This window comes from Streptomyces sp. NPDC045955 (genome assembly GCF_056430805.1).
In genome coordinates, this window is record NZ_JBWKKY010000006.1 from 126073 (window position 1) to 150713 (window position 24641).

At 71.8% G+C, this 24641-nt stretch carries 19 protein-coding genes and 2 pseudogenes; 11 read left to right on the top strand and 10 right to left on the bottom strand.

The window, feature by feature from the left end; all coding sequences use genetic code 11:
* The first annotated feature begins 33 nt into the window (after window positions 1-33).
* Together AC07F0_RS14355 and lgt are read left to right on the top strand one after the other, a co-directional pair.
* Window positions 34-810 carry a DsbA family protein gene (locus AC07F0_RS14355; RefSeq protein WP_478978472.1) on the top strand — a complete coding sequence of 259 codons (777 nt, stop codon included), beginning with the start codon at window positions 34-36 and terminating at the stop codon, window positions 808-810.
* Between the two features lie 84 nt (window positions 811-894).
* A complete protein-coding gene (gene lgt / locus AC07F0_RS14360; protein ID WP_478978475.1) occupies window positions 895-1860 on the top strand; it encodes a prolipoprotein diacylglyceryl transferase in 966 nt (321 codons plus the stop codon).
* 71 nt (window positions 1861-1931) lie between these two features.
* Here lgt and AC07F0_RS14365 read toward each other — a convergent pair whose 3' ends face one another.
* Window positions 1932-2705, bottom strand: a complete 774-nt coding sequence (locus AC07F0_RS14365) for an HpcH/HpaI aldolase/citrate lyase family protein (RefSeq protein ID WP_478979114.1) — start codon at window positions 2703-2705, stop codon at window positions 1932-1934.
* 326 nt (window positions 2706-3031) lie between these two features.
* Window positions 3032-4099 (bottom strand): ADP-ribosylglycohydrolase family protein, encoded by a 1068-nt coding sequence (locus AC07F0_RS14370; RefSeq protein ID WP_478978478.1) that lies wholly within the window; start codon window positions 4097-4099, stop codon window positions 3032-3034.
* A 228-nt stretch (window positions 4100-4327) separates the two neighbouring features.
* Here AC07F0_RS14370 and AC07F0_RS14375 point away from each other — a divergent pair, with 228 nt between their 5' ends.
* The 3 genes from AC07F0_RS14375 to AC07F0_RS14385 all read left to right on the top strand — a co-directional run bounded on the left by AC07F0_RS14375 (window position 4328) and on the right by AC07F0_RS14385 (window position 11503).
* On the top strand, window positions 4328-5059 hold the full coding sequence (locus AC07F0_RS14375) for a VIT1/CCC1 transporter family protein (protein WP_436731058.1): 732 nt from the start codon (window positions 4328-4330) through the stop codon (window positions 5057-5059).
* A 380-nt stretch (window positions 5060-5439) separates the two neighbouring features.
* Window positions 5440-10047, top strand: a complete 4608-nt coding sequence (gene gltB / locus AC07F0_RS14380; protein ID WP_478979117.1) for a glutamate synthase large subunit — start codon at window positions 5440-5442, stop codon at window positions 10045-10047.
* Entirely contained in the window at window positions 10040-11503 is a 1464-nt protein-coding gene (locus AC07F0_RS14385; RefSeq protein WP_478978481.1) for a glutamate synthase subunit beta, read from the top strand. The genes gltB and AC07F0_RS14385 overlap by 8 nt, the downstream gene beginning before the upstream one ends.
* 189 nt (window positions 11504-11692) lie before the next feature.
* On the opposite strand, the gene AC07F0_RS14390 is transcribed toward AC07F0_RS14385, so the two are convergent.
* A complete protein-coding gene (locus AC07F0_RS14390) occupies window positions 11693-12598 on the bottom strand; it encodes a chitosanase (RefSeq protein WP_478978484.1) in 906 nt (301 codons plus the stop codon).
* A 251-nt stretch (window positions 12599-12849) separates the two neighbouring features.
* A pseudogene (locus AC07F0_RS14395) lies at window positions 12850-13389 on the bottom strand (ABC transporter ATP-binding protein); the annotation flags it as partial.
* Here AC07F0_RS14395 and AC07F0_RS14400 point away from each other — a divergent pair.
* The 3 genes and pseudogenes from AC07F0_RS14400 to qcrB form a co-directional block, all read left to right on the top strand.
* Window positions 13387-13770: pseudogene (locus tag AC07F0_RS14400) on the top strand (ATP-binding cassette domain-containing protein); the annotation flags it as partial. The pseudogenes AC07F0_RS14395 and AC07F0_RS14400 sit on opposite strands and share 3 nt — an antisense overlap.
* 13 nt (window positions 13771-13783) lie before the next feature.
* Entirely contained in the window at window positions 13784-14518 is a 735-nt protein-coding gene (locus tag AC07F0_RS14405; RefSeq protein WP_478978486.1) for a vWA domain-containing protein, read from the top strand.
* 110 nt (window positions 14519-14628) lie between these two features.
* Entirely contained in the window at window positions 14629-16287 is a 1659-nt protein-coding gene (qcrB, locus tag AC07F0_RS14410; RefSeq protein WP_478978489.1) for a cytochrome bc1 complex cytochrome b subunit, read from the top strand.
* Here the strand turns inward: qcrB and AC07F0_RS14415 are convergent.
* Together AC07F0_RS14415 and AC07F0_RS14420 are read right to left on the bottom strand one after the other, a co-directional pair.
* Window positions 16259-17272, bottom strand: coding sequence for an acyl-CoA dehydrogenase family protein (locus tag AC07F0_RS14415; RefSeq protein WP_478978492.1), 1014 nt, complete (start codon window positions 17270-17272; stop codon window positions 16259-16261). The two genes, qcrB and AC07F0_RS14415, sit on opposite strands and share 29 nt — an antisense overlap.
* Window positions 17272-18411, bottom strand: coding sequence for an acyl-CoA dehydrogenase family protein (locus AC07F0_RS14420; protein ID WP_478978494.1), 1140 nt, complete (start codon window positions 18409-18411; stop codon window positions 17272-17274). The genes AC07F0_RS14415 and AC07F0_RS14420 overlap by 1 nt, the downstream gene beginning before the upstream one ends.
* A gap of 67 nt (window positions 18412-18478) precedes the next feature.
* Between AC07F0_RS14420 and AC07F0_RS14425 the strand changes: the two genes are divergently transcribed.
* The 3 genes from AC07F0_RS14425 to AC07F0_RS14435 all read left to right on the top strand — a co-directional run bounded on the left by AC07F0_RS14425 (window position 18479) and on the right by AC07F0_RS14435 (window position 21244).
* The gene (locus AC07F0_RS14425) at window positions 18479-19261 is read left to right on the top strand and encodes an SDR family oxidoreductase (RefSeq protein WP_478978497.1); all 783 of its coding nucleotides are present in this window, start codon (window positions 18479-18481) and stop codon (window positions 19259-19261) included.
* 178 nt (window positions 19262-19439) lie between these two features.
* Window positions 19440-20063 (top strand): TetR/AcrR family transcriptional regulator, encoded by a 624-nt coding sequence (locus AC07F0_RS14430; protein ID WP_436730887.1) that lies wholly within the window; start codon window positions 19440-19442, stop codon window positions 20061-20063.
* A 23-nt stretch (window positions 20064-20086) separates the two neighbouring features.
* A complete protein-coding gene (locus tag AC07F0_RS14435; RefSeq protein ID WP_478978500.1) occupies window positions 20087-21244 on the top strand; it encodes an acetyl-CoA C-acetyltransferase in 1158 nt (385 codons plus the stop codon).
* Here the strand turns inward: AC07F0_RS14435 and AC07F0_RS14440 are convergent.
* From AC07F0_RS14440 to AC07F0_RS14455, 4 genes are read right to left on the bottom strand one after another with little or no spacing between them, the layout of a single operon-like run.
* Complete coding sequence (locus AC07F0_RS14440) at window positions 21228-22277, bottom strand: NAD(P)H-dependent flavin oxidoreductase (RefSeq protein WP_478979120.1); 1050 nt, start codon at window positions 22275-22277, stop codon at window positions 21228-21230. The two genes, AC07F0_RS14435 and AC07F0_RS14440, sit on opposite strands and share 17 nt — an antisense overlap.
* Window positions 22277-22996, bottom strand: coding sequence for a CoA-transferase subunit beta (locus AC07F0_RS14445; protein WP_478978503.1), 720 nt, complete (start codon window positions 22994-22996; stop codon window positions 22277-22279). Before AC07F0_RS14445 ends, AC07F0_RS14440 begins: the two co-directional genes overlap by 1 nt.
* Window positions 22993-23829: a CoA transferase subunit A gene (locus AC07F0_RS14450; protein ID WP_478978506.1), complete on the bottom strand. Its 837-nt coding sequence runs from the start codon at window positions 23827-23829 to the stop codon at window positions 22993-22995. The genes AC07F0_RS14445 and AC07F0_RS14450 overlap by 4 nt, the downstream gene beginning before the upstream one ends.
* Window positions 23830-24612 carry an enoyl-CoA hydratase family protein gene (locus AC07F0_RS14455; protein WP_478978509.1) on the bottom strand — a complete coding sequence of 261 codons (783 nt, stop codon included), beginning with the start codon at window positions 24610-24612 and terminating at the stop codon, window positions 23830-23832.
* Window positions 24613-24641: the final 29 nt, after the last annotated feature.

Below are 24641 nucleotides of genomic sequence, written 5' to 3' on the forward strand. Positions count from 1 at the left end.
GCGCGGTGCGCCTCCCCGGTTCGTTTCCGGGGTGTGAGCGAGAAGAACCGTGAGGGAAAGCGCACCGCCCGGGAGAAGCTGGCGGCGGAGCGCGAGAAGCACAAGGCCTCGGAGAAGCGCCGGCGCGCGCTGATCGTGGGCGGTGCCGTCGTGGCCGTCCTGGGACTCGCGGCGGTGATCGGCGTCGTCGCCGCCAACGCCGGGAAGGACGACGACAGCGAGGCGGCGGGCCCGGTCGTGGCCCCCTCGGGAGCACAGGGCAAGGACGGCCTCGCGATCCCGGTCGGCAAGGACAGCGCCAAGTCCACGCTCACGGTGTGGGAAGACTTCCGCTGCCCGGCCTGCAAGTCCTTCGAGACGGCGTACCGGCCGGTGATCCACGAGCTGACGAACGCCGGCCAGTTGAAGGCCGAGTACCACCTGGTCACCCTCATCGACGGCAACATGCGCGGCACCGGCTCCCGCAACGCGGCCAACGCCGCGGCCTGCGCCCAGGACGCCGGGAAGTTCCCCGCGTACCACGACGTGCTCTTCGACAACCAGCCCCCGGAGGTCGACGACGCCTACGCCAGGAACGCCAAGCTGATCGAGCTGGCCGGCAAGGTCGACGGCCTGGACACCCCCGCCTTCCGCAAGTGCGTCGAGGACGGCACGCACAACGCGTGGGTCGCCAAGTCCCACCAGGCCTTCGACAAGGGCGGCTTCTCGGGCACGCCGACCGTCCTGTTCGACGGCAAGAACATCTACCAGGACCGGGCGATGACCCCGGCGAAGCTGAAGCAGCTGGTGCTGGAGAAGAACAAGGGGTGAAGCCTTTTCTCACCTGCCCGTTATGGACCCGTAGCCGGGCTGCCTGCCGCGGCCCGGGTCCGGCACGGTAGCGTCGACCTTGCCATGGAACTTGCCTTCATTCCCAGCCCGTCACGCGGGGTGCTGTATCTCGGCCCCATTCCGCTGCGCGGCTACGCGTTCTGCATCATCATCGGCGTCTTCGTTGCCGTCTGGCTCGGCAACAAGCGCTGGATCGCCCGGGGCGGGCGGGCCGGCACGGTGGCCGACATCGCGGTCTGGGCCGTGCCCTTCGGCCTCGTGGGCGGCCGGCTCTACCACGTGATCACGGACTACGAGCTGTACTTCAGCGAAGGCCGTGACTGGGTGGACGCCTTCAAGATCTGGGAGGGCGGTCTCGGCATCTGGGGTGCGATCGCGCTGGGTGCGCTGGGCGCCTGGATCGGCTGCCGGCGCCGTGGCATCCCGATGCCGGCGTACGCCGACGCCGTCGCGCCGGGCATCGCCCTCGCCCAGGCGATCGGCCGCTGGGGCAACTGGTTCAACCAGGAGCTGTACGGCAAGCCCACCGACCTGCCCTGGGCCCTGGAGATCACGTCCTCCGCGGACGGCCGGGTGCCGGGCACCTACCACCCGACGTTCCTGTACGAATCGCTGTGGTGCATCGGCGTCGCGGTCCTGGTGATCTGGGCGGACCGCCGCTTCCGGCTGGGACACGGCCGGGCGTTCGCGCTGTACGTCGCCGCGTACTGCACGGGCCGGGCGTGGATCGAGTACATGCGGGTCGACGACGCCCACCACATCCTGGGTCTCCGGCTGAACGTGTGGACCGCGATGTTCGTGTTCCTGCTCGCGGTCACCTACCTCGTGGTGTCGTCGAAGAAGCGGCCGGGCCGGGAAGCCGTGGTGGAGCCCGGTGCGGAGGCCTCCGGCGGTGAGGCCGAAGGAGACGCCGCGGCCGAGGACGAGGCCGAGTCCGGCAAGGACGGCGGGGAGTCCGGCAAGGACGAGGCCGAGAGCGAGGCCAGTGACGAGGCCACTGACGAGGCCGGGTCGGCGAAGAAGAGCTGACCGTCTGCCGTACGTGACCGAGGGCGCCCGTGGATGCACGGGCGCCCTCGGCGTTTTCCGGGTGGGGCGGGTCAGCGGCCGCGTGCCAGGGACAGGGTTCGCTGGGCCGCCGCCACCACCGCCGTGTCGATGAAGCGGCCGTCCGGGAGGGCCTGGGCGCCCTGTTCCGTCGCCGCCGCCTTGACGATCGTCTCCGCCTGCTCGATCTCCTCCTCGGTGGGGAGGAAGGCACGCTCGATGACCGGGAGCTGGCGGGGATGGATCGCGGCCCGGCCCAGAAAGCCCAGGGCGCGGCCGTGGGCGCAGGAGGCGGCCAGCCCCTCCAGGTCACGGACGTCCGGGTGGACTGACTGGGCCGGCGGCGGCAGGCCAGCGGCCCGGGCGGCGACGATCACCCGGGAACGGGACCAGTCGAGCCCTCCGTCGTCACATCCGCCCAGGTCGGCCCGGAGGTCCGCCTCCCCGAGCGCGATGCCCCGCAGGGACGGGTGGGCCGTGGCGACGGCGTACGCCTGCTCCACGCCGAGGGCCGTCTCCAGGAGGGCGTACAGGGGCAGCCCGGTGGGGACGGCCTGCTGGGCGATCCGGACGACCTCGGCGGGTGAGCCGATCTTGGGGAGCCGCAGGGCGCAGAGGCCGGGAGCCGGGGCGACGGCGGCGAGATCCTGCCCGGCCCAGGGGCTGTCCAGGGCGTTGACGCGGACGTGGACCGGGACCGGCGGCAGCTCGGCGAGCAGCTCGGCGGTGGCGGCACGGGCGTACGCCTTCCGGTCGGGGACGACCGCGTCCTCCAGGTCGACGACGACGATGTCGGCGCCGGAGGTGAGGGCCTGGTTCAGGGCGATGGGGACGGGGAGGGTGGTGGTGGCGTTCTGCTCGGCGAAGGTGTCCAGTTCGCGGGTGAGGCGGCGGGTCCAGTCGGGCATGCGGGCGGCTCTGTGGCGGGCCGCGGGCCAGCCGGCGGCGTCGCCCGCGGCCAGACCGAGCAGGAGGCCTTCGGCCCGTCTTGTGGGCTCGGCTTCGCCTTCGGCCCTTTTGTCTCCCGCCCGCGCACCGCCCGTGACTGTCACCCGAGGGGCCCGGGTCTCCCGTGGGGCGGCTTCGCCGCCGACGGCCGCGGGTGGTCCCTCCGGGGCCGCGACGCCGGCCGCTGCCGCCGGATCGTGCGGCGTCATGCCGGGGCCTCCGTCCCGTCGCCCGCCAGGACGAAGTCCGTCGGCCCGGGCTCGTCGCCGTGTGCCGCGGCCCAGGGCGTCAGCAGGTCCGCCACGTCCAGGACGTGGTAGCCCGCCATCGCCGGCAGGCACCGGCCGCGGACCGGGCCGATGGGAGTCGTCCAGGCCTTCGGGATCGCCGAAACGCCCTGTGTCGCACCCGCCAGCGCGCCCGCGACCGCCGCCGTCGTGTCCGCGTCGCGGCCCATGTTCACCGCCGTCAGGACCGACTGTTCGAAGTCGCCGTCCGCCGCCGCGTACGCGCCGAAGGCGAGGGCGACCGCCTCGGGGGCCAGGTCGGTCCACGGGTAGCCGCCGATGACGACCGCGGAGCGGACCGCGCGTTCGCCTCGGTGCGCCACGGCCACCGCGCGGCGCAGGCAGCGGGCCGTCCAGGAGTCGTCGGGCACGACGGCGAGTGCGGCGGCCACGACCGCGATCGGCTGGGCACCCGCCATCGCCGCCGCCACGCCCGCGGCCACCGCCTGGCCGCCGTGAATGCCCTCGCCGTCATGGCTCACCGAGCCGTCGATCGCCACCAGCCGGGCCGCCTCCGCCGGGCGGCCCGGCGCGAACACCCCGAAGGGGGCCGCGCGCATGGCCAGCCCGTCGCTCCAGGCGTGCCGGTGCTGGGCGGAGATGGGGGCCGCCAGGCCCCGGCGGAGGTTCTCCAGCGTGCCGCGCTCGCTGAAGCCGGCGCCCCGGAAGGGGCCCTCGTCGCGGTCGGCGATCCACTCGTGCCAGGCCGCCTCCACATGCGCGGGGGTCAGTGCCGAGCCGTGCCGGGCCAGGAGGAGTCCCGAGAAGATCGCGTACTCGGTGTCGTCCGTGCCGGCGGGGTGCTCGGCGACGTAGCCGGTGATACGGCCCCACCGCGCGCGGATCTCCGAGGGCTTCAGGTTCTCGGCCGGGGCCCCGAGCGCGTCACCGACGGCCAGGCCCAGCATTGCGCCCCGTGCCCGTGCGCGGAGTTCGGTGGCGTCCCCGGGCGCCGGGACGGAGGGGATGCAGGCGATCGATGCCATACGGGATGTGTCCCACTGCGGCGACCGCCCCGAGCCTCGGGGGCCTCAGCATCACCCGGTCGACATCTGTGCAAGATCTTCATCAAGTGAGCGCTGAAGGGTAAAACCGCAGGTTAGCGCAGCCTTTCCTTGCTGGCGGCGCCGGAATTCGCAGCGTACTTTGTGTGTTGTAAAAATCTGGAACTCGTCCAGAAAAGCTTGGTTCGGTAAGGGGATCGGGGACTTTTCATGGCCATCATCGAGACCGAGGCGGCGCTGCACGAGGCGCACCGGGACAACCACACCCACCGGGACGTCAACGGCGGCTGGCTGCGTCCCGCGGTGTTCGGTGCGATGGACGGCCTCGTCTCCAACCTGGCCCTGATGACCGGTGTCGCGGGCGGCTCGGTCAGCCAGCACACCGTCGTCCTCACCGGACTCGCGGGGCTGGCCGCCGGCGCCTTCTCCATGGCCGCCGGCGAGTACACCTCCGTCGCCTCGCAGCGCGAGCTCGTCGAGGCCGAGCTGGACGTGGAACGGCGCGAACTGCGCAAGCACCCCAAGGACGAGGAGGCCGAGCTGGCCGCGCTCTACCGGGCGCGCGGAGTCGAGCCGGGGCTGGCCGACGAGGTCGCCCGGCAGCTGTCGAAGGACCCCGAGCAGGCGCTGGAGATCCATGCCCGGGAAGAGCTGGGCATCGACCCCGGCGATCTGCCCTCGCCCGCCGTGGCCGCGGTGTCGAGCTTCGGCTCCTTCGCGCTCGGCGCGCTGATCCCGGTCCTGCCGTATCTGCTGGGTGCGAGCAGCCTCTGGCCGGCCGTGCTGCTGGCGCTGCTCGGGCTCTTCCTGTGCGGCGCGGTGGTGGCCAAGGTGACGGCACGCACCTGGTGGTACAGCGGGCTGCGGCAGCTGTTCCTGGGAGGTGCCGCGGCCGGTGTGACGTACGCCCTGGGCAGCTTGTTCGGAACGGCCGTAGGATAGCTCGGCTCGGACTTATGCGAGGGACCGCATAAGTAGCCGTTACTTGCTGGTTTCGAATGCGCAATCACCGGGCATGAGCCGTAAGCGCTGCGGGCAACGAGGCCCGCGGCCGCGCTCAGCGGGGTGGGCGAAGACGCCTGTCCCGCCTCCGGGCCCGACGGGCATCGATCTCACCCGGTCGTTCCGTACAGGCCCCCCATAGCTTCCACCGCCGGTGCGGTACCCCGCCGCGAACCGCCGGTGTCCGCATGTTGGAACGGATTATCCCGGTTCCCGAGAACCGCTCCATCATGTAACCTGCACGAAATTTTGCGATCACGCGAGGGCCAACGTCGTCCCTCGGCACTTGCACATGCCACATGACGACGACGGGAGAGCCGATGCGTACGCCGCGCCAGCCGTCCCAGCATTCCGCGAATGGCCAGAACTGGTCCTTCATGGATGCTCGCCCTGCTGCGCAGGGTATGTACGACCCCCGCAACGAGCACGACGCCTGTGGCGTCGGCTTCGTCGCCACCCTTACCGGCGAGGCGTCCCACACCCTGGTCGAGCAGGCCCTGACCGTCCTGCGCAACCTCGAACACCGCGGTGCCACCGGCTCCGAGCCCGACTCCGGCGACGGCGCCGGCATCCTGTCGCAGGTTCCGGACGCCTTCTTCCGTGACGTGGCCGGATTCGAACTGCCCGAGGCCGGTGCCTACGCCGTCGGCACCGCCTTCCTGCCGGAGGACTCCGCCGCCGACGCCGTCTCGCAGATCGAGACGATCGCGGCCGAGGAGGGCCTGACCGTCCTCGGCTGGCGCGAGGTGCCGGTCGCCCCCCAGCTGCTGGGTGCCACCGCCCGGTCGACGATGCCGGTCTTCCGCCAGATCTTCGTCAGCGACGGCGCCGCCGTGCCCGCCACGGGCATCGCCCTCGACCGCAAGGCCTTCGTGCTGCGCAAGCGCGCCGAGCGCGAGGCCGGCGTGTACTTCCCGTCGCTGTCGGCCCGCACCATCGTCTACAAGGGCATGCTGACCACGGGTCAGCTGGAGCCCTTCTTCCCGGACCTGTCGGACCGCCGCTTCGCCTCCGCGATCGCGCTCGTGCACTCCCGGTTCTCGACGAACACCTTCCCGTCGTGGCCCCTGGCCCACCCGTACCGCTTCGTCGCGCACAACGGTGAGATCAACACCGTCAAGGGCAACCGCAACTGGATGGTCGCCCGCGAGTCGCAGCTCGTCTCGGACCTGTTCGGTTCCGACGACAAGGCCATAGAGCGGATCTTCCCGGTCTGCACGCCGGACGCCTCCGACTCCGCCTCCTTCGACGAGGTCCTCGAACTCCTGCACCTGGGCGGCCGTTCCCTGCCGCACTCCGTGCTGATGATGATCCCCGAGGCGTGGGAGAACCACGACTCCATGGACCCGACGCGACGCGCCTTCTACCAGTTCCACTCCAACCTCATGGAGCCCTGGGACGGCCCGGCGTGCGTCACCTTCACCGACGGCACCCAGGTCGGCGCCGTGCTCGACCGCAACGGCCTGCGTCCCGGGCGCTACTGGGTCACCGACGACGGCCTCGTCGTCCTCGGCTCCGAGGTCGGCGTCCTCGACATCGACCCGGCCAAGGTCGTCCGCAAGGGCCGCCTGCAGCCCGGCCGCATGTTCCTCGTCGACACGGCCGAGCACCGCATCATCGAGGACGACGAGATCAAGGCCCAGCTCGCCGCCGAGCAGCCGTACGCGGAGTGGCTGGAGGCCGGCGAGATCGAGCTCTCCGACCTGCCCGAGCGCGAGCACATCGTCCACACCCACGCCTCGGTCACCCGCCGCCAGCAGACCTTCGGCTACACCGAGGAGGAGCTGCGCGTCCTCCTCGCGCCGATGGCCAAGGCCGGTGCCGAGCCCATCGGCTCGATGGGCACCGACTCGCCGATCGCCGCGCTGTCGGACCGCCCGCGCCTGCTCTTCGACTACTTCACCCAGCTGTTCGCGCAGGTCACCAACCCGCCGCTGGACGCGATCCGCGAGGAGCTCGTCACCTCGCTGCGCTCCGCCCTCGGCCCGCAGGGCAACCTGCTCGACCCGAGCGCCGCCTCCTGCCGCTCCGTCGTGCTGCCCTTCCCGGTGATCGACAACGACGAGCTGGCCAAGCTCATCCACATCAACGCCGACGGCGACATGCCCGGATTCAAGGCCGCGACCCTGTCCGGCCTGTACCGGGTGCACGGCGGCGGCGAGGCGCTGGCCGCGCGGATCGACGAGATCTGCGCCGAGGCCGACGCCGCCATCGAGAACGGCGCCCGCCTGATCGTCCTGTCGGACCGCCACTCGGACGCCGAGCACGCGCCGATCCCGTCGCTGCTGCTCACCGCGGCCGTCCACCACCACCTCATCCGCACCAAGCAGCGCACCCAGGTGGGCCTGCTGGTCGAGGCCGGTGACGTCCGCGAGGTCCACCACGTCGCCCTGCTCATCGGCTACGGCGCCGCCGCCGTCAACCCGTATCTGGCGATGGAGTCCGTCGAGGACCTGGTCCGCGCCGGCACCTTCCTGCCCGGCATCGAGTCCGAGAAGGCCATCCGCAACCTCATCTACGCCCTCGGCAAGGGCGTGCTGAAGGTCATGTCCAAGATGGGCATCTCGACCGTCGCCTCCTACCGCGGCGCCCAGGTCTTCGAGGCCGTCGGCCTCGACGAGACCTTCGTCGCGAAGTACTTCAACGGCACGGCCACCAAGATCGGCGGCGTCGGCATCGACGTCATCGCCAAGGAGGTCGCCGCCCGGCACGCCAAGGCCTACCCGGCCTCCGGCATCGCCCCGGCGCACCGCGCGCTCGACATAGGCGGCGAGTACCAGTGGCGCCGCGAGGGCGAGCCGCACCTGTTCGACCCGGAGACGGTCTTCCGCCTCCAGCACTCCACGCGCTCCGGCCGCTACGACATCTTCAAGAAGTACACCGAGCGCGTGAACGAGCAGTCCGAGCGGCTGATGACGCTCCGCGGGCTCTTCGGCTTCAAGTCCGACCGGAAGCCCATTCCGATCGACGAGGTCGAGCCGGTCTCCGAGATCGTCAAGCGGTTCTCGACGGGCGCCATGTCGTACGGCTCCATCTCGCAGGAGGCGCACGAGACCCTCGCCATCGCCATGAACCAGCTGGGCGGCAAGTCCAACACCGGTGAAGGCGGCGAGGACCCGGAGCGCCTGTACGACCCGGCCCGCCGGTCGTCCATCAAGCAGGTCGCCTCCGGCCGCTTCGGTGTGACCTCCGAGTACCTGGTCAACTCCGACGACATCCAGATCAAGATGGCCCAGGGCGCCAAGCCCGGTGAGGGCGGCCAGCTGCCCGGCCACAAGGTCTACCCCTGGGTCGCCAAGACGCGGCACTCGACGCCGGGCGTCGGCCTCATCTCGCCGCCCCCGCACCACGACATCTACTCCATCGAGGACCTGGCCCAGCTGATCCACGACCTGAAGAACGCGAACCCGCAGGCGCGGATTCACGTCAAGCTGGTCTCCGAGGTCGGTGTCGGCACGGTCGCCGCGGGTGTCTCCAAGGCGCACGCGGACGTCGTCCTCATCTCCGGCCACGACGGCGGTACGGGCGCCTCGCCGCTGACCTCGCTGAAGCACGCGGGCGGCCCCTGGGAGCTCGGCCTCGCCGAGACCCAGCAGACGCTGCTGCTCAACGGCCTGCGCGACCGCATCGTCGTGCAGACCGACGGCCAGCTGAAGACCGGCCGCGACGTGGTCATCGCCGCGCTGCTCGGCGCCGAGGAGTTCGGTTTCGCGACCGCGCCGCTCGTCGTCTCCGGCTGCGTCATGATGCGCGTCTGCCACCTGGACACCTGCCCGGTCGGCATCGCCACGCAGAACCCGGTGCTGCGCGAGCGGTACACCGGCAAGGCCGAGTACGTCGTGAACTTCTTCCAGTACATCGCCCAGGAGGTCCGCGAGATCCTCGCCGAGCTGGGCTTCCGCTCCATCGAGGAGGCCGTCGGCCACGCCGAGACCCTCGACGTCACGCGGGCCGTCGACCACTGGAAGGCGCAGGGCCTGGACCTGGCACCGCTGTTCCACGTGCCCGAGCTGCCCGAGGGCGCGGTCCGCCACCAGCTGATCGCCCAGGACCACGGCCTGGAGAAGGCGCTCGACAACCAGCTGATCAAGCTCGCCGCGGACGCCCTGTCCGCCTCGGACGCCACCGAGGCCCAGCCGGTCCGCGCGCAGGTGCAGATCCGCAACATCAACCGCACGGTCGGCACCATGCTCGGCCACGAGGTGACGAAGAAGTTCGGTGGCGCGGGCCTGCCCGACGACACCATCGACATCACCTTCACCGGCTCCGCCGGCCAGTCCTTCGGCGCGTTCGTGCCGCGCGGTGTCACGCTGCGGCTGGAGGGCGACGCCAACGACTACGTCGGCAAGGGCCTCTCGGGCGGCCGGATCGTGGTCCGCCCGGACCGTGCGGCCGACCACCTCGCCGAGTACAGCGTCATCGCCGGCAACACCATCGGCTACGGCGCGACCGGCGGCGAGATGTTCCTGCGCGGCAAGGTCGGCGAGCGGTTCTGTGTCCGCAACTCCGGTGCGACGGTCGTCTCCGAGGGCGTGGGCGACCACGGCTGCGAGTACATGACCGGTGGTCACGCGGTGGTGCTCGGCGAGACGGGCCGCAACTTCGCGGCCGGTATGTCCGGCGGTATCGCGTACGTCATCGACCTCGACCGCGACAACGTCAACGTCGGCAACCTGGACGCCATCGAGGCGCTGGACGACACCGACAGGCAGTGGCTGCACGACGTGGTCCGCCGCCACCAGGAGGAGACGGGCTCCACCGTCGCCGAGAAGCTCCTGGCCGAGTGGGACACCGCCGTCGAGCGCTTCAGCAAGATCATCCCCAGCACGTACAAGGCAGTGCTCGCCGCCAAGGACGCCGCCGAGCGAGCCGGTCTCTCCGAGACCGAGACCCACGAGAAGATGATGGAGGCGGCGATCAATGGCTGACCCGAAGGGCTTCCTGAACCACGGGCGCGAGGTCGCCAAGTCCCGCCCCGTCGAGGAGCGCGTCAGGGACTGGAACGAGGTCTACGTCCCCGGCTCCCTGCTGCCCATCATCAGCAAGCAGGCCAGCCGCTGCATGGACTGCGGCATCCCGTTCTGCCACAACGGCTGCCCGCTCGGGAACCTGATCCCCGAGTGGAACGACTACGCCTACCGCGAGGACTGGGCCGCCGCCTCGGAACGGCTGCACGCGACGAACAACTTCCCGGAGTTCACGGGCCGTCTGTGCCCCGCTCCCTGTGAGTCGGCGTGTGTGCTCGGCATCAACCAGCCGCCGGTCACCATCAAGAACGTCGAGGTCTCGATCATCGACAAGGCGTGGGAGACCGGGGACGTCGCCCCGCAGATCCCGGAGCGCCTGTCCGGCAAGACCGTCGCGGTCGTCGGCTCGGGACCCGCCGGTCTGGCCGCCGCCCAGCAGCTGACCCGGGCCGGTCACACGGTCGCCGTCTACGAGCGCGCGGACCGCATCGGAGGCCTCCTGCGGTACGGCATCCCCGAGTTCAAGATGGAGAAGCGGCACATCAACCGCCGTATCGAGCAGATGCGCGCGGAGGGCACCCGCTTCCGCACGGGCATCGAGATCGGCCGCGACCTGAAGGCCACGGACCTGAAGAAGCGGTACGACGCGGTCGTCCTGGCCGTCGGCGCCACCACGGCCCGTGACCTGTCGGTGCCCGGCCGCGAGCTCAAGGGCATCTACCAGGCCATGGAGTACCTGCCGCTGGCCAACAAGGTGCAGGAGGGCGACTTCGTGGCGCCCCCGATCTCGGCCGAGGGCAAGCACGTCGTGGTCATCGGCGGCGGCGACACCGGCGCCGACTGCGTCGGCACCGCCCACCGCCAGGGCGCGGCCTCCGTCACGCAGCTGGAGATCATGCCCCGCCCGAACGACGAGCGGCACCCGGTCAACCAGCCCTGGCCGACCTTCCCCATGCTCTACAAGGTCACCTCGGCCCACGAGGAGGGCGGCGAGCGCGTCTACTCGGTCTCGACGACCCACTTCGAGGGCGACGAGGACGGCAACGTGCAGTGGCTGCACCTCACCGAGGTGGAGTTCATCGACGGCCGGCTGACCCCGAAGCCGGGCACCGAGCGCAAGATCCCCGCCCAGCTGGTCACCCTCGCCATGGGCTTCACCGGCACCGACCGGGAGAACGGCCTGGTCGAGCAGTTCGGCCTGGAGCTCGACGAGCGCGGCAACATCGCCCGCGACGAGGACTACCAGACCAATGTGCCGGGCGTGTTCGTCGCCGGTGACGCGGGCCGCGGCCAGTCGCTCATCGTGTGGGCGATCGCCGAGGGCCGCTCGGCGGCGCGCGGGGTGGACCGCCACCTCACGGGCGCCAGCGAGCTGCCGGCGCCGATCCGGCCGACGGACCGCGCGCTGATGGTCTGAGAGCCCGGTGACGAACTGACCTGACGGTCAGTCACAGACAACCCGTACAACGGCGTACGGGCGGGATATCTGGGAGGGCTCCCCTCCCAGACCCCCCGAGACGACGTCTGCCCCCTTGTCCCCGACCGGACGAACGGGCAGGCGTCGCCGTTTTCCCCTGCGGCGCACGACACCCCGTACGGGTCCTGGTCACGGCACCTTGTACGTGTCCCCGTAGACGGCCCACTCCAGCGGCGTCTCGAGACGCAGGTTGCCCTCGTTCAGGAAACGGCGCTGGGCGGTGTCGACGCGGCTCGTGTCCGCGCCGGGGCGCTCGGCGGCCATGGCGGTGCGGCGGACGTCGAGGAAGGCGTCCAGGTACGCCTTCTCACTGCCGCCCTCGGACGGCGTGTCCGCCACGCGCAGCGCGCGTTGGCGCAGGCCGTAGAAGCCCTCGGGGCCGGAGTCGGGGCCGTGGAAGACCAGAGCGTCGTAGTAGACGAACTGGCCGAGCGTGCCCAGGCCGTCCAGCTTGGCGAGGCGGACCGCCGGGTCGAAGGAGACACGGTCACGGTGCTCGTCCTGGGCCCTGCGGAAGGCCGGGAGCTTCGCCTCCGCCTTCCAGGCCGCGGTGAAGCCGGGGTCCAGGCCCTCGTGGGAGTCCGTGCCGTCGACCTCGCGCAGGGCCGGCAGGTAGCGGGCCAGGCCGTTGTCCGGGTGGGTTTCGGTGTAGCGCTCGACAAGGGCGAGCAGGTCGTGGGTGCCGGTGCAGAAGCCGGCGATCCCGGCGGTGTAGCCCCGCCCGTCCTCCAGGTCCTCGATGGAGCCGTACAGGGCGCGCCAGTTCAGCGTCGACTGCTGGGCGCTCGCCACGATCCGCTGCGCCAGCTCCTTCTTCTCCGGGGCGGCCAGCCCCGCGGGCAGCCCGGCGATCACCTTGTCGTCCTCCGCCCGCTCCCTCTCGGCCCGGTCCTTGGCCTCGTCCCGGGCCGCCTGGGCGGCGGACACGGAGGGCTTCGCCGTGGGCTCGGCGGAGTCCGCGGGTACGAAGAAGTAGGCACACGCCGTGGCGACCACGGGAACGGCGAAGAAGAACGCCACACCGGCACGCTTCACTGGGATCACCCTGCCTGTCAGCTCCGTCACGTTCCCCGCCGTCCCGGCCGCCTGGAGCACCAGCGGCGCGACGCACGCCCCCGCCCGCACCGGCGCGCGGCGCCGGTCCAGGGGCGCGTAAGCGTACGCCAGCCTCCGCCCGCGTCCACCGGCAGGTCGCCGGGGGCGTACTTTCGGCATCGACGGACGCCGAGCTGTACGACCGGCCGGTGGGCGAGTTCCCGAACGGGCTCGTGGCCGCCCGGGCGTCCTCAGCCGTTCCCGCTCCCGCTCCCGTTCTCGTCCGGCCACACCTGGACGTGGTCCTCCTCCAGCTCCAGCAGCACCCGGTCCCGCATGCCCAGGGCCGCCGTGTAGTCGGACGGCAGCTGGAGGCGGCCCGCGCGGTCGAGCATCGCGTACTCCTTGGCCACCAGGGACTCCCGGCCCGCCTCGTCGACCTCCGTGCGGCGCAGGACCTCCGTCGAGGTGCGGCCGTCGCGGATCGCGACCGTGCGGCGCACCTCGCCGGCGACCGCCTGGTCGTGCGTGACGATGACGACCGTCGTGCCCAGCTCCTCGTTGGCCCGGCGGAACGCCGCGAAGACCTGCTGCCCGGTCGCCGAGTCCAGCTCGCCGGTCGGCTCGTCGGCGAGCAGCACGGCGGGGGCGTTGGCCAGGGCGACGGCGATCGCGACGCGCTGCTGCTGGCCCCCGGACATCTGCTGCGGACGCCGGTCCCGGCAGTCGGCGACGCCGAGCATGGCCAGCAGGTCGTCCGCCCGTCCGGCCCGTTTCCGGCGTGAGCACCCATCCTCACCGCCGCCGAGGACGTGGGCGTGCCGCTGCGGCTGCGCCGGGCCGAGCCGCGCGAACGCGAGGAGCGGGTGGCGCTGCTGCTGGCCCTGGTGGGCCTCGCCGGCCACGAGACGCAGCGGCCCGCCGAGCTCTCCGGCGGGCAGCAGCAGCGAGTCGCCATCGCCCGGGCCCTCGCCAACCGCCCGGCCCTGCTCCTCGCCGACGAGCCGACCGGCCAGCGCGACGCCGCCACCGGCCTGGCGGTGATGGAACTTCTGCGGGCCGTGGTCCGCAGCGAGGGCGTCACGGCCCTCGTCGCCACCCACGACCCCCAACTCCTCGGCCTGGCCGACAGGGTGCTGGAACTGAGCGACGGAGTGGTCGTCGAGGAGTGAGAGGGTGGGGGCCATGGCCGCGATCAGTCTGAGCAAGGTCCAGGAGACCGCCCCCGCGCTGGTGAACCTCTACAAGAGCGCCGGGGTGTCGCTGCGCAAGCACGGCCTCGACGGACTGCGGGCCGCGGTCTATCTCGTGGTCGACCACTCCGGCTCGATGAGGCCGTACTACAAGGACGGCAGCGTGCAGGCGCTGGCCGACCGGGTGCTCGGGCTGTCGGCGCACCTCGACGACGACGGCACCGTGCCGGTGGTGTTCTTCTCCACCGGCGTCGACGCCGAGACCGAGATCGCGCTGGCCGGCCACCAGGGACGGATCGACCGGATCGTCGCCGGGCTCGGGCACATGGGCAAGACCAGCTATCACCTGGCGATGGACGCCGTCATCGACCACTACCTCGACAGCGGGGCGTCCGAGCCGGCCCTCGTGGTCTTCCAGACCGACGGCGGGCCCATCAACAAGCTCGCCGCGGAGCGGTACCTGTGCAAGGCGGCGAGGCTGCCGCTGTTCTGGCAGTTCATCGGCTTCGGCGACCCGGGGAGCAAGCAGTTCGACTTCCTGCGCAGGCTCGACGAGCTGCCCGTGCCGGGCAAGCGGGTCGTCGACAACGCCGGGTTCTTCCACGCGGGCGAGGACCCGCGGAGGATCCCGGACGCCGAGCTGTACGACCGGCTGGTGGGCGAGTTCCCGCAGTGGCTCGCGGCGGCCAGGGCCCAGGGGATCGTGCGGGGGCCTGACACTCCCTAGCTCCCCTGGCCCAACCGACCCGCCTCTTGGCCCAACCGCCCAGACGCCCCATTTGCGTGGCCGCGCCGCCGTGCCACGCTGGGAAGGATCCCACGGGGAGGCGACGACGTATGGGCGACGACGGCGCACGACGGGTGTACGGGACGGCTTCCGCTCGCCGGAGGCCTCCGGCCGGCAAGGGCGAGGCGCTCGCCGACTGGGCGGACGGGCGGCTCGGGCTCTACGGGCTGGCCAGGGCCAACATGCGCAAGGTCTTCCCGGACCACTGGTCCTTCATGCTGGGGGAGGTCACCCTCTACAGCTTCGTCGTCCTGATCCTCACCGGCGTCTACCTCACCCTGTTCTTCGAGCCGAGCATGCAGGAGGTCGTCTACCAGGGGTCTTATACGGAGCTCAACGGCGTGCTCATGTCCAGGGCGTTCGAGTCCACGCTGGACATCAGCTTCGACGTGCGCGGCGGGCTGCTGATCCGGCAGATCCACCACTGGGCCGCGCTGGTGTTCATCACGGGCATGCTGGTGCACATGATGCGGGTGTTCTTCACCGGCGCCTTCCGCAAGCCCCGCGAGCTCAACTGGGTCTTCGGCTGGACCCTGCTGATGCTCGGCATCATCACCGGCCTCACCGGCTACTCGCTCCCCGACGACCTGCTGTCCGGCACCGGCATCCGCTTCGCGCAGGGCGCGATCCTGTCGGTCCCGATCGTCGGGACGTACCTGTCGTTCTTCCTCTTCGGCGGGGAGTTCCCGGGCGAGGACATCATCTCGCGGCTGTACCCCGTCCACATCCTGCTGCTGCCCGGGATCATGCTGGGCCTGGTGACCGCCCATCTGATCCTGGTCTTCTACCACAAGCACACCCAGTTCCCGGGTCCCGGGCGCCAGGAGCGGTCGGTCGTCGGAATGCCCTTCCTGCCGGTCTACATGGCCAAGGCGGGCGGCTTCTTCTTCCTCGTCTTCGGTGTCCTCACCGTCATGGGCGCGATCGCCCAGATCAACCCCGTGTGGGCCTTCGGCCCCTACCGCCCCGACCTCGTCACCACCGGCGCCCAGCCCGACTGGTACCTCGGGTTCTCGGAGGGGCTGATCCGGGTGATGCCGGGTTGGGAGATCAACCTGTGGGGCCACACGCTGGTGCTCGGCGTGTTCATCCCCTTCTCGCTCTTCCCGCTGATCCTGCTCGCCCTCGGCCTCTACCCCTTCATCGAGGCGTGGATCACCGGAGACAAGCGCGAGCACCACATCCTGGACCGGCCGCGCAACGCGCCCGTGCGTACCGGCCTGGGCGTGGCCTGGCTGACCCTGTACGCGGTGCTGCTGATCGGCGGCGGCAACGACATCGTGGCCACGCATCTGCATCTGTCCATCAACGTGATCACCTGGTTCGTGCGGATCGGCGTCTTCGTGCTGCCGGTCGTCGCCTTCATCGTCACGAAGAAGATCTGCATGGGCCTCCAGCGCCGCGACCGCGCCAAGGTGCTGCACGGCAGGGAGACCGGCACCATCAAGCGGCTGCCGAACGGCGAGTACATCGAGGTGCACGAGCCCCTCTCGCAGGCGGATCTGTTCACCCTCACCCAGCACGAACAGCGTCCGCCCTACGAGACGGGGCCGCTGGTCGACGCGGGGGGCGTCCGCCGCAAGGTCAAGCGGTCCGAGCGGCTGCGGGCCCGGCTCGCCAAGGCGATGTTCGGGCCGGACGCGCGGATCGAGAAGCCGACGGTGGAGGAGTACCGGCAGATCACCAGCGGCGATCACCAGCCGCACTGACGACCAGGGCCCGGCACGCGTGGGGATCGCCCCAGGCGGTGCGCAGGGCCCGGGCCTTGGTCAGCCACAGCGCCAGGTCGCACTCGGCCGTGTAGCCGATCGCTCCGTGCAGTTGCAGTGCCGTGCGGGCGGTGCCGTACGCCGCCTCGCACGCGGCGGCCTTGGCGGCGGCGACCTCGGCCGGCCGCATGGCCAGGGCGGCTCCGAAGACCAGAGGGCGTGCGAACTCCAGGGCGATCTTCGCGTCGGCCAGCCGGTGTTTGACCGCCTGGAACGAGCCGACGGGCACCCCGAACTGACAGCGCCGCCGCACGTGGGCGACGGTCTGGTCGAGGAGCGCCAGGCCCACGCCCAGCGCCTGGGCGGCCGTGGCGAGACGGGCCCAGGCGAGGGCCTGTTCCGTGAGGGGCCCGGGCAGGAGGAGTTCGCCGCCGGGGGTGAGGGGAGTCAGGCGGCGGGCCGGGTCGAGGGAGAGGCGGACGGGGCCGTGGCCGGGGGAGAGGCGGATACCGTCGGGGGAGCAGGAGAGGCGGAGAGCGGCGGCGTCACCGTCGAGGGCGTACGACGTCTCGGTGCCCACCTTCCCGGTCCCCGCTTTCCCGGACCCCGCCTTTTCGATCCCCACCGTCGCGATCATCCCGCCCGACGCCAGGGCCGGCAGCAGCCGCTCGGCCGTGTCCGGGTCCGCGCCGCCGAGGAGCACCGCCGCCGTGACCGTCTCGGCCAGTGGGCCCGGTACCGCGTGGCGGCCCAGCTCGACGAAGGCGACGGCCAGTTCGACCGGGCGCGGTCCCAGGCCCTCGTACGTCTCAGGAACCGCCAGCGCGAAGACGCCCGCTTCCGCGACACGGGACCACAGCGCCCGCCCGCTCGCATGGTCGCCCCGGCTCCAGTCCCGCACCACCGCCGGTGTGTCCGCCGCTGTCAGCAGGGCGTCCAGCGAGGCGGCGAAGGCGCGCTGCTCCGCGTCCAGGAGGAAACGCATCAGCGGCGTCCCTTCGGCAGTCCGAGCAGGCGCTCGGCGATGATGTCGCGCTGGATCTCGTTCGTGCCCGCGTAGACGGGACCGGCCAGGGAGAAGACGTAGCGCTCGGCCCAGTCCGTGTCGGCGAGCTCGCCCTCCTCGCCCAGGAGGTCGAGGGCCGTCTCGTGCAGCGCGATGTCGTACTCCGACCAGAAGACCTTGTTCAGGCTGGACTCGGGGCCGATCGACGCGCCGTCCAGGAAGCGGGAGGCGGCGGCGTAGGTGAACAGCTGGTAGGCGCGGGCGCCGATCAGGGCGTCGGCCACGCGCTCCCGGGTGCTCTCCGGGCTGCCCTGGGCCCGCCAGAGCCGGTGGAGCCGCTCGGCGGCGGCGAGGAAGCGGCCGGGGGAGCGCAGCATCAGACCCCGTTCGTTGCCCGCCGTCGACATCGCGATCCGCCAGCCCTGGCCGGGCTCGCCGATCACGTCCTCGTCGGGTACGAACACCTCGTCCAGGAACAGCTCCGCGAAGGCCGGCTTTCCGTCGAGGCGGGCGATGGGGCGGACGGTCACGCCGGGGGCGCGCAGGCCGAACATCAGGTACGTAAGGCCCTGGTGGGGTCTGGGCGCGTCCGGGTCGCTGCGGAACAGGCCGAAGGCGCGGTCGGCGAAGGCGGCCCGGGACGACCAGGTCTTCTGCCCCGTCAGCAGCCAGCCGCCGTCGGTGCGCACGGCTTTCGAGCGCAGGGACGCCAGGTCGGAGCCCGCCTCCGGCTCCGACCAGGCCTGGGCCCAGATCACCTCCGAGGTGGCCATCGAGGGCAGCACCCGGGCTCTCTGCTCCTGCGTGCCGTGATCGAAGAGCGTCGGGGCGAGCAGATGGATGCCGTTCTGCCCGACTCTGCCGGGCGCCCCCGCCGCGTAGTACTCCTCCTCGAACAGCAGCCACTGGACCAGCGTGGCGTCCCGGCCGCCGTACTCCCTCGGCCAGTTCACCACCGACCATCCGTCCGCGGCCAGCTCCGCCTCCCAGGCGCGGTGAGCGGCGAAGCCGTCCTCGGTCTCCAGGGAGGGGAGCGGCTCGGACGGCACGTGAGCGCGCAGCCAGGCGCGGGCCTCGGCACGGAACGCCTCGTCGGCGGGGGAGAGGGTGAGGTCCACGGCCGGCGTCCTCCTTCCCTCACCGACGGGCTTCCCTAACAAGTGTTTGGTAGGTTAGCGTGCTGCCATGACAAACGTCGAGGCGCCGGCGAGGGTTCCCGGACACGGGCTGCTCGACGGGCGCACGGCCGTCATCACCGCGGCGGCGGGCGCGGGCATCGGCGGGGCGACCGCCCGTCGCTTCCTGGAGGAAGGCGCCCGCGTGCTGATCAGCGACGCGCACCCGCGGCGGCTGAAGGAGCACGCGGCGGAGCTGGCCCGTCGGTTCGAGGGCGCGGTGGCGTCCGCCGTGTGCGACGTCACCGACGAGTCGCAGGTGCGGGCGCTGTTCGACACCGCCGTCCAGGAGCACGGCCGGCTCGACGTGGTCGTCAACAACGCGGGCCTCGGCGGGACCGCGCCGCTCGTCGACATGACCGACGAACAGTGGTCGAGGGTCCTCGACGTGACCTTGAACGGCACCTTCAGGTGCACCCGGGCCGCCCTGCGCCGGATGCGGGACACCGGCGGCGTGATCGTCAACAACGCCTCCGTCGTCGGCTGGCGCGCCCAGGCCGGACAGGCGCACTACGCGGCCGCGAAAGCGGGCGTGATGGCGCTGACCCGGTGCGCCGCCATGGAGGCCGCCGCGTACGGGGTGCGGGTCAACGCGGTGTCGCCGAGCCTCGCCCTGCATCCCCACCTCGCGAAGGTGACGAGCCCCGGCCTGCTGGAGGAGCTGACCGCCCGCGAGGCCTTCGGGCGCTGCGCCGAGCCCTGGGAGGTGGCCAACGTGATCGTGTTCCTGGCGTCGGAGTACTCCTCGTACATGACGGGCGAGGTCGTCTCCGTCAGCAACCAGCACCCCTAGGGCCCTTCTGATGGATCTCCGCAGCGTCGCGACGCCCGGCACGCACGCTCGCCGCACGGTGCGGAGGGCCAGGTGGCTCCGCCACATGGCCCTCCGCACCGCACGCCGATCGCACGCACCGAACGCCGCTCCTTCTCCTGCGGAAATCCATCAGAAGGGCCCTAGGACAATGGACAGCGTGCCGACCAAGAAGAAGCCCCAGGTGACAGAAGAGCCGCCCGCCGCCCCGGACCGCCGCAGCGAACTCCTCGGCACCGCCGCCGAGGTCTTCGCCGAACAGGGCTACAACGCCACCACCGTCCGCAAGATCGCGGACCACGCGGGAATGCTCGCGGGCAGCCTCTACTACCACTTCGACTCCAAGGAGTCGATGCTGGAGGAGATCCTGCGCACCTTCCTCGACGAGCTCTGGGACGGCTACGACACCGTCCTGGGCGCCGGACTCGGGCCCCGCGAGACGCTCGAGGCCCTGGTCACCGAGTCGTTCCGGGAGATCGACCGGCATCGCGCGGCCGTCGCGATCTACCAGAAGGAGAGCAAGCAGCTCGTGGCGCAGGAGCGGTTCGCGTTCCTCGCCGAGTCGCAGCGCAGGTTCGAGAAGGCATGGCTGTCCACGCTGGAGCGCGGCGTCGCCGAACGGGCCTTCCGGGCCGACCTCGACGTCCGGCTCACCTACCGGTTCGTGCGCGACACGGTGTGGGTGGCCGCGTCCTGGTACCGGCCGGGCGGCCAGCACAGCCCGGACGAGATCGCCCGGCAGTACCTGTCGATGGTGCTGGACGGGATCGCCGTACGCGAATAGCCCTTACCTGTGAGGGAGTTGCCATGGCCGAGGCCTACATCGTCGAAGCGGTCCGCACGCCCGTCGGGCGGCGCGGGGGAGGACTGAGCGGGGTCCACCCGGCTGACCTCGGCGCCCACGTGCTCAAGGAGCTGATGATCCGCTGCGGTGTCGACCCGGCCGCCGTGGAGGACGTCGTCCTCGGCTGTCTGGACGCCGTGGGGCCGCAGGCCGGGGACATCGCGCGGACCTGCTGGCTGGCGGCCGGGCTGCCCGAGGAGGTGCCGGGCGTGACCGTCGACCGGCAGTGCGGTTCCTCGCAGCAGGCCGTGCACTTCGCGGCGCAGGCCGTGCTGTCCGGCACCCAGGACCTGGTGGTCGCCGGCGGGGTGCAGAACATGTCGATGATCCCCATCGCCTTCGCCACCCGGCAGGCCGCCGAGCCGCTCGGGCTGACCCAGGGCCCGTTCGCGGGCAGCGCGGGCTGGCGGGCGCGGTACGGGGACAAGCCCGTCAACCAGTTCGTGGGCGCCGAGATGATCGCCGCGAAGTGGCGGATCAGCAGGCAGGACCAGGAGGAGTTCGCCCTGCGGTCCCACCAGCGGGCGGTGCGGGCGATCGACGAGGGCCGCTTCGACCGCGAGACCGTGCCCTACGGGGACGTCACGGCCGACGAGGGCCCGCGCCGGGACACCTCCCTGGAGAAGATGGCCGGGCTCGAACCGGTCATCGACGGCGGCACCATCACCGCCGCCTGCTCCTCGCAGGTCTCCGACGGGGCGGCGGCGATGCTGCTGGCCTCCGAGCGGGCCGTGCGCGACCACGGGCTCACCCCCCGCGCGCGCGTGCACCACCTCTCGGTGCGTGGGGAGGACCCGATCCGGATGCTCACCGCCCCGATCCCGGCCACCGCCCACGCCCTGAAGAAGACCGGTATGACCATCGGCGACATCGACCTCGTCGAGATCAACGAGGCCTTCGCCCCGGTCGTCCTGGCCTGGCTGAAGGAGACCGGCGCGGACCCGGAGAAGGTCAACGTCAACGGCGGTGCCATCGCCCTCGGCCATCCGCTCGGCGCGACCGGCGTGAAACTGATGACGACCCTGCTGCACGAACTGGAGCGCACAGGAGGCCGGTTCGGCCTCCAGACCATGTGCGAGGGCGGCGGACAGGCCAATGTGACGATCATCGAGAGGCTGTGAGACGCCCGCGTGTGTCCTCGGCCTCCTGCATGATCCGCTCCACCAGCTCCGCGCACGAGGGCAGGTCGTCGATCACCCCGGCGACCTGCCCGGATGCCATCACCCCCAGATCCGTACGACCGTCCACCATGGACGCCTTGAGCAGCATCGGCGTGTTCGCGGCGAGCAGGACCTGGCTCCAGGTCAGGTCCTTGCCGTGCCGGAGGGCGAGGCCGTCGCGGACCATGCGACGCCACGTGAGGCCGGAGAGCCGCCGGAAGCGGGACGCTCTGCGCGTCGCGTGGAACAGGGCCCGCACGCGGCCCGAGTGCTCCAGCGCGTCCACCAGGTCCGTGCGCAGCATGCGGTGCGGAAGGCCGTCCACCGCCCTGGTGACCGTCACGTCCCGCACCGTCGCCGCCAGATACCGCGCCTTCACCGCCTCCGGCACCGTCGAGTCCGAGGTGAGCAGGAACCGCGTGCCCATCGCGACACCCGCCGCCCCGTAGGCCAGCGCCGCGACCAGTCCCCGCCCGTCGAAGAACCCGCCCGCCGCCACGACCGGTATGTCCACGGCGTCGACGACCTGCGGCAGCAGCACCGTCGTGGCCACCTCGCCGGTATGCCCGCCGCCCTCCGTGCCCTGCACGAGGACCGCGTCCGCGCCCCACGCCGCGACCTTCTCGGCGTGCCGCCGCGCGCCCACGGTCGGTATGACGACCACACCGGCCTCCTTGAACTCGCCGATCAGCTCCTGGGAGGGGGCCAGGGCGAAGGAGGCGACCCGGACGCCCTCCTCGATCAGGATCCGCACCCGGTCGCCGGCGTCCGCCGCGTCCGCGCGCAGGTTCACTCCGAACGGCGCGTCGGTACGCGCCCGGACCTCCTGGATGGCCGCGCGCAACCGGTCGAGCGTCATCGTCGCGGAGGCCAGGATGCCCAGTGCACCCGCGTTCGCCGTGGCGGAGACCAGACGCGGCCCCGCCACCCAGCCCATCCCCGTCTGCACGAGGGGGTGGCGGACCCCGGTCAGCCGGGTCAGCGCCGTCTCCATCACGCGGCGACCTCCCTGGTCCGCGTGCCGGCCGGGTCGACGACCTCGCGGATCAGCCGGAGCTCCTCGGCGGTCGGCTCGCGGGTCGGCGGCACCTCGTCGGGGACGGCCAGCTCGAAGCCCGTCGCCTGACTGACCTGCTCCACCGTGACTCCCGGGTGCAGCGAGGCCAGCCGCATCGAGCGGTCCGGGGTGGCGAAGTCGAAGACACCCAAGTCGGAGACGACCCGCGGGATGCGGTGGTAAGGCGCCCCGGCCGCGTGGTCGTACCCGACTCCGCAGACCATGTCGACCCGCTCGACGAAGACCCGCCGGGAGTGCCGCGGGATCCAGTAACTGGTCGGATGGTTGAGGGTGTTGACCGGCGCGCCGCGCACCCCGAGCAGCTGCCGCCGCGGCCGCTCCCAGTCGCCGACGCACGAGATGTTCTGGTTGCCGAACCGGTCGATCTGGCTCGCGCCCATCATCACGTGCCGCCGGCCGCCCGTGACCAGGGCCAGATGCTGCCGGTACGGCAGCCAGCCCTCCGCCGTCCCGTCCGGGCGGACCAGCAGCGCCTCGCCGTCGGTCAGCAGCAGGTCCGGCGCGAAGGTGAGCCGGGCGAGCCGGGCACCCACGGAGGGAATCAGCCCCATGGGACTCGCGAGCACCTCACCGTCGCCCCGCCAGGCCTCGGCGCACGCGATCACGCAGTACTCGGCGCGGGTCACACCTGTCATGTCCCCTCCCTGACGGCCGACCGGTACGCCTGCTCGTCCCCGGCGAGGAAGCGGGCCGCGAACTGAGGCCAGGGCGTCGTCGCGTACGTCCTCTGGAACGCCTCGTCCCGGCCGTAGTCGGGCGCACAGGACGTGAAGTGTGCCCCGTTCGGCGCCTCCACGACGCCTGTCACCGTGTGCCGCTTGACCAGGAGGGTCTGCGGCGGTGCCGCCTTCGTCAGCTCGGCCGTGTCGACGATCCGTTCGCAGCTGACGTACGCCGTGTCCGCCGCCTCGCAGAACAGGTCGTCGAAGTACGGGTCCGGGCCGAGGTACTGCCCATTGCCCAGCCGGTCGGCGCGGTTCACGTGCACCATGGCCGCGTCGAGCCGCAGGGCGGGCATCGCCACGAACGTCTCCCCGTCCTCGTACGGCGAAGTGACCGTCCGCAGGCCGGGGTTGACCCGCATCACGTCCGAGCCGAGGCCGGCCCGCACGGGCAGGAAGGGCAGCCGGTTCGCCGCCGCGCGCAGGCCCCACATGAACATCGCCTCGTCGATCTCCGTCAGTGCGAAGGCGCCGCGCTCGCGGGCCGCGCGGTAGTGCGGCTCCAGGGGGATCGAGTCCAGGGTGACGAAGGCCGTGACCAGCTTCCGGATCCGCCCGGCGGCGGCCAGCATGCCGACGTCCGGGCCGCCGTACGAGACGATCGTGAGATCGGTGATCCGGGACCGGAGCAGCGCTCTCACCAGGGCCATCGGTTTGCGGCGGGAGCCCCAGCCGCCGATGCCGAGGGTCATGCCGCTGGACAGGCGGGACACGGCCTCGTCGGCCGTCATCGTCTTGTCACTCACCTAAGCGCCCTCCTTCCCGGAGTTCCCGGAACTCCGGGAACTCCGGGAACTCCCGAAGCCGGCCCGCACCCGGTCGCCGACTCCGCTGAGCTCCGCCTCGAAGGTGAAGCCCTGCTCGAAGCGGTAGCTGCGGCGCACGTCGACGGGGTCGATGCCGTTGAGGGCGGCCTTGGCCAGGCGCAGCAGCCGGCCGTCCTTGGCGGCGATCTCCCGGGCCAGCTCCAGGGCCGCCGGGCGCAGTTCGTCGCGTGGGACCACCCGCCACACCGAGCCGTGCGCGTGCAGTTCCGCCGCGCTCGCCGTGCGCGCCGTGTAGTACAGCGCCCGCATCAGGTGCTGGGGGACGAGCCGGGCCAGATGCGTGGCCGCGCCCAGGGCCCCGCGGTCCAGCTCCGGCAGGCCGAAGCGGGCGTCCTCGCTCGCCACGATCGCGTCCGCGTTCCCCACCAGGCCGATGCCACCGCCCAGGCAGAAGCCCTGTACGGCCGCCACGACCGGCACCTCGCACTCGTACACCGCCGCGAAGGCCTCCGCGCAGCCCCTGTTCACGCCGAGCAGCGTCCCGTGCCCGCCGTCCGCCTGGAGCTCCTTGATGTCCACGCCCGCGTTGAACCCCCGCCCCTCGGCCGTCAGCACCACGCACCGCACTTCCGGGTCGCGCCCGGCCGCGCGGACCGCGTCGGCCAGGGCGAACCAGCCGGCCACCGGCAGGGCGTTCACCGGCGGGAAGTCGACCGTGACGACGGCTACGCCCTTTTCCCCGCACGAGGTGGAGACACCCATGGCCGCATCAGCTACCTTTCCACCAAACG

What these genes read in the sequence shown, in the direction of transcription:
- AC07F0_RS14405 (WP_478978486.1), top strand. Translation starts at nt 13,784, where the DNA reads ATGGCCGCGATCAGTCTGAGCAAGGTCCAGGAGACCGCCCCCGCGCTG.
- AC07F0_RS14415 (WP_478978492.1), bottom strand. Translation starts at nt 17,272, where the DNA reads ATGCGTTTCCTCCTGGACGCGGAGCAGCGCGCCTTCGCCGCCTCGCTG.
- AC07F0_RS14435 (WP_478978500.1), top strand. Translation starts at nt 20,087, where the DNA reads ATGGCCGAGGCCTACATCGTCGAAGCGGTCCGCACGCCCGTCGGGCGG.
- gltB (WP_478979117.1), top strand. Translation starts at nt 5,440, where the DNA reads ATGCGTACGCCGCGCCAGCCGTCCCAGCATTCCGCGAATGGCCAGAAC.
- AC07F0_RS14370 (WP_478978478.1), bottom strand. Translation starts at nt 4,099, where the DNA reads ATGGCATCGATCGCCTGCATCCCCTCCGTCCCGGCGCCCGGGGACGCC.
- AC07F0_RS14425 (WP_478978497.1), top strand. Translation starts at nt 18,479, where the DNA reads ATGACAAACGTCGAGGCGCCGGCGAGGGTTCCCGGACACGGGCTGCTC.
- qcrB (WP_478978489.1), top strand. Translation starts at nt 14,629, where the DNA reads ATGGGCGACGACGGCGCACGACGGGTGTACGGGACGGCTTCCGCTCGC.
- AC07F0_RS14375 (WP_436731058.1), top strand. Translation starts at nt 4,328, where the DNA reads ATGGCCATCATCGAGACCGAGGCGGCGCTGCACGAGGCGCACCGGGAC.
- AC07F0_RS14455 (WP_478978509.1), bottom strand. Translation starts at nt 24,612, where the DNA reads ATGGGTGTCTCCACCTCGTGCGGGGAAAAGGGCGTAGCCGTCGTCACG.
- lgt (WP_478978475.1), top strand. Translation starts at nt 895, where the DNA reads ATGGAACTTGCCTTCATTCCCAGCCCGTCACGCGGGGTGCTGTATCTC.
- AC07F0_RS14440 (WP_478979120.1), bottom strand. Translation starts at nt 22,277, where the DNA reads ATGGAGACGGCGCTGACCCGGCTGACCGGGGTCCGCCACCCCCTCGTG.
- AC07F0_RS14385 (WP_478978481.1), top strand. Translation starts at nt 10,040, where the DNA reads ATGGCTGACCCGAAGGGCTTCCTGAACCACGGGCGCGAGGTCGCCAAG.
- AC07F0_RS14445 (WP_478978503.1), bottom strand. Translation starts at nt 22,996, where the DNA reads ATGACAGGTGTGACCCGCGCCGAGTACTGCGTGATCGCGTGCGCCGAG.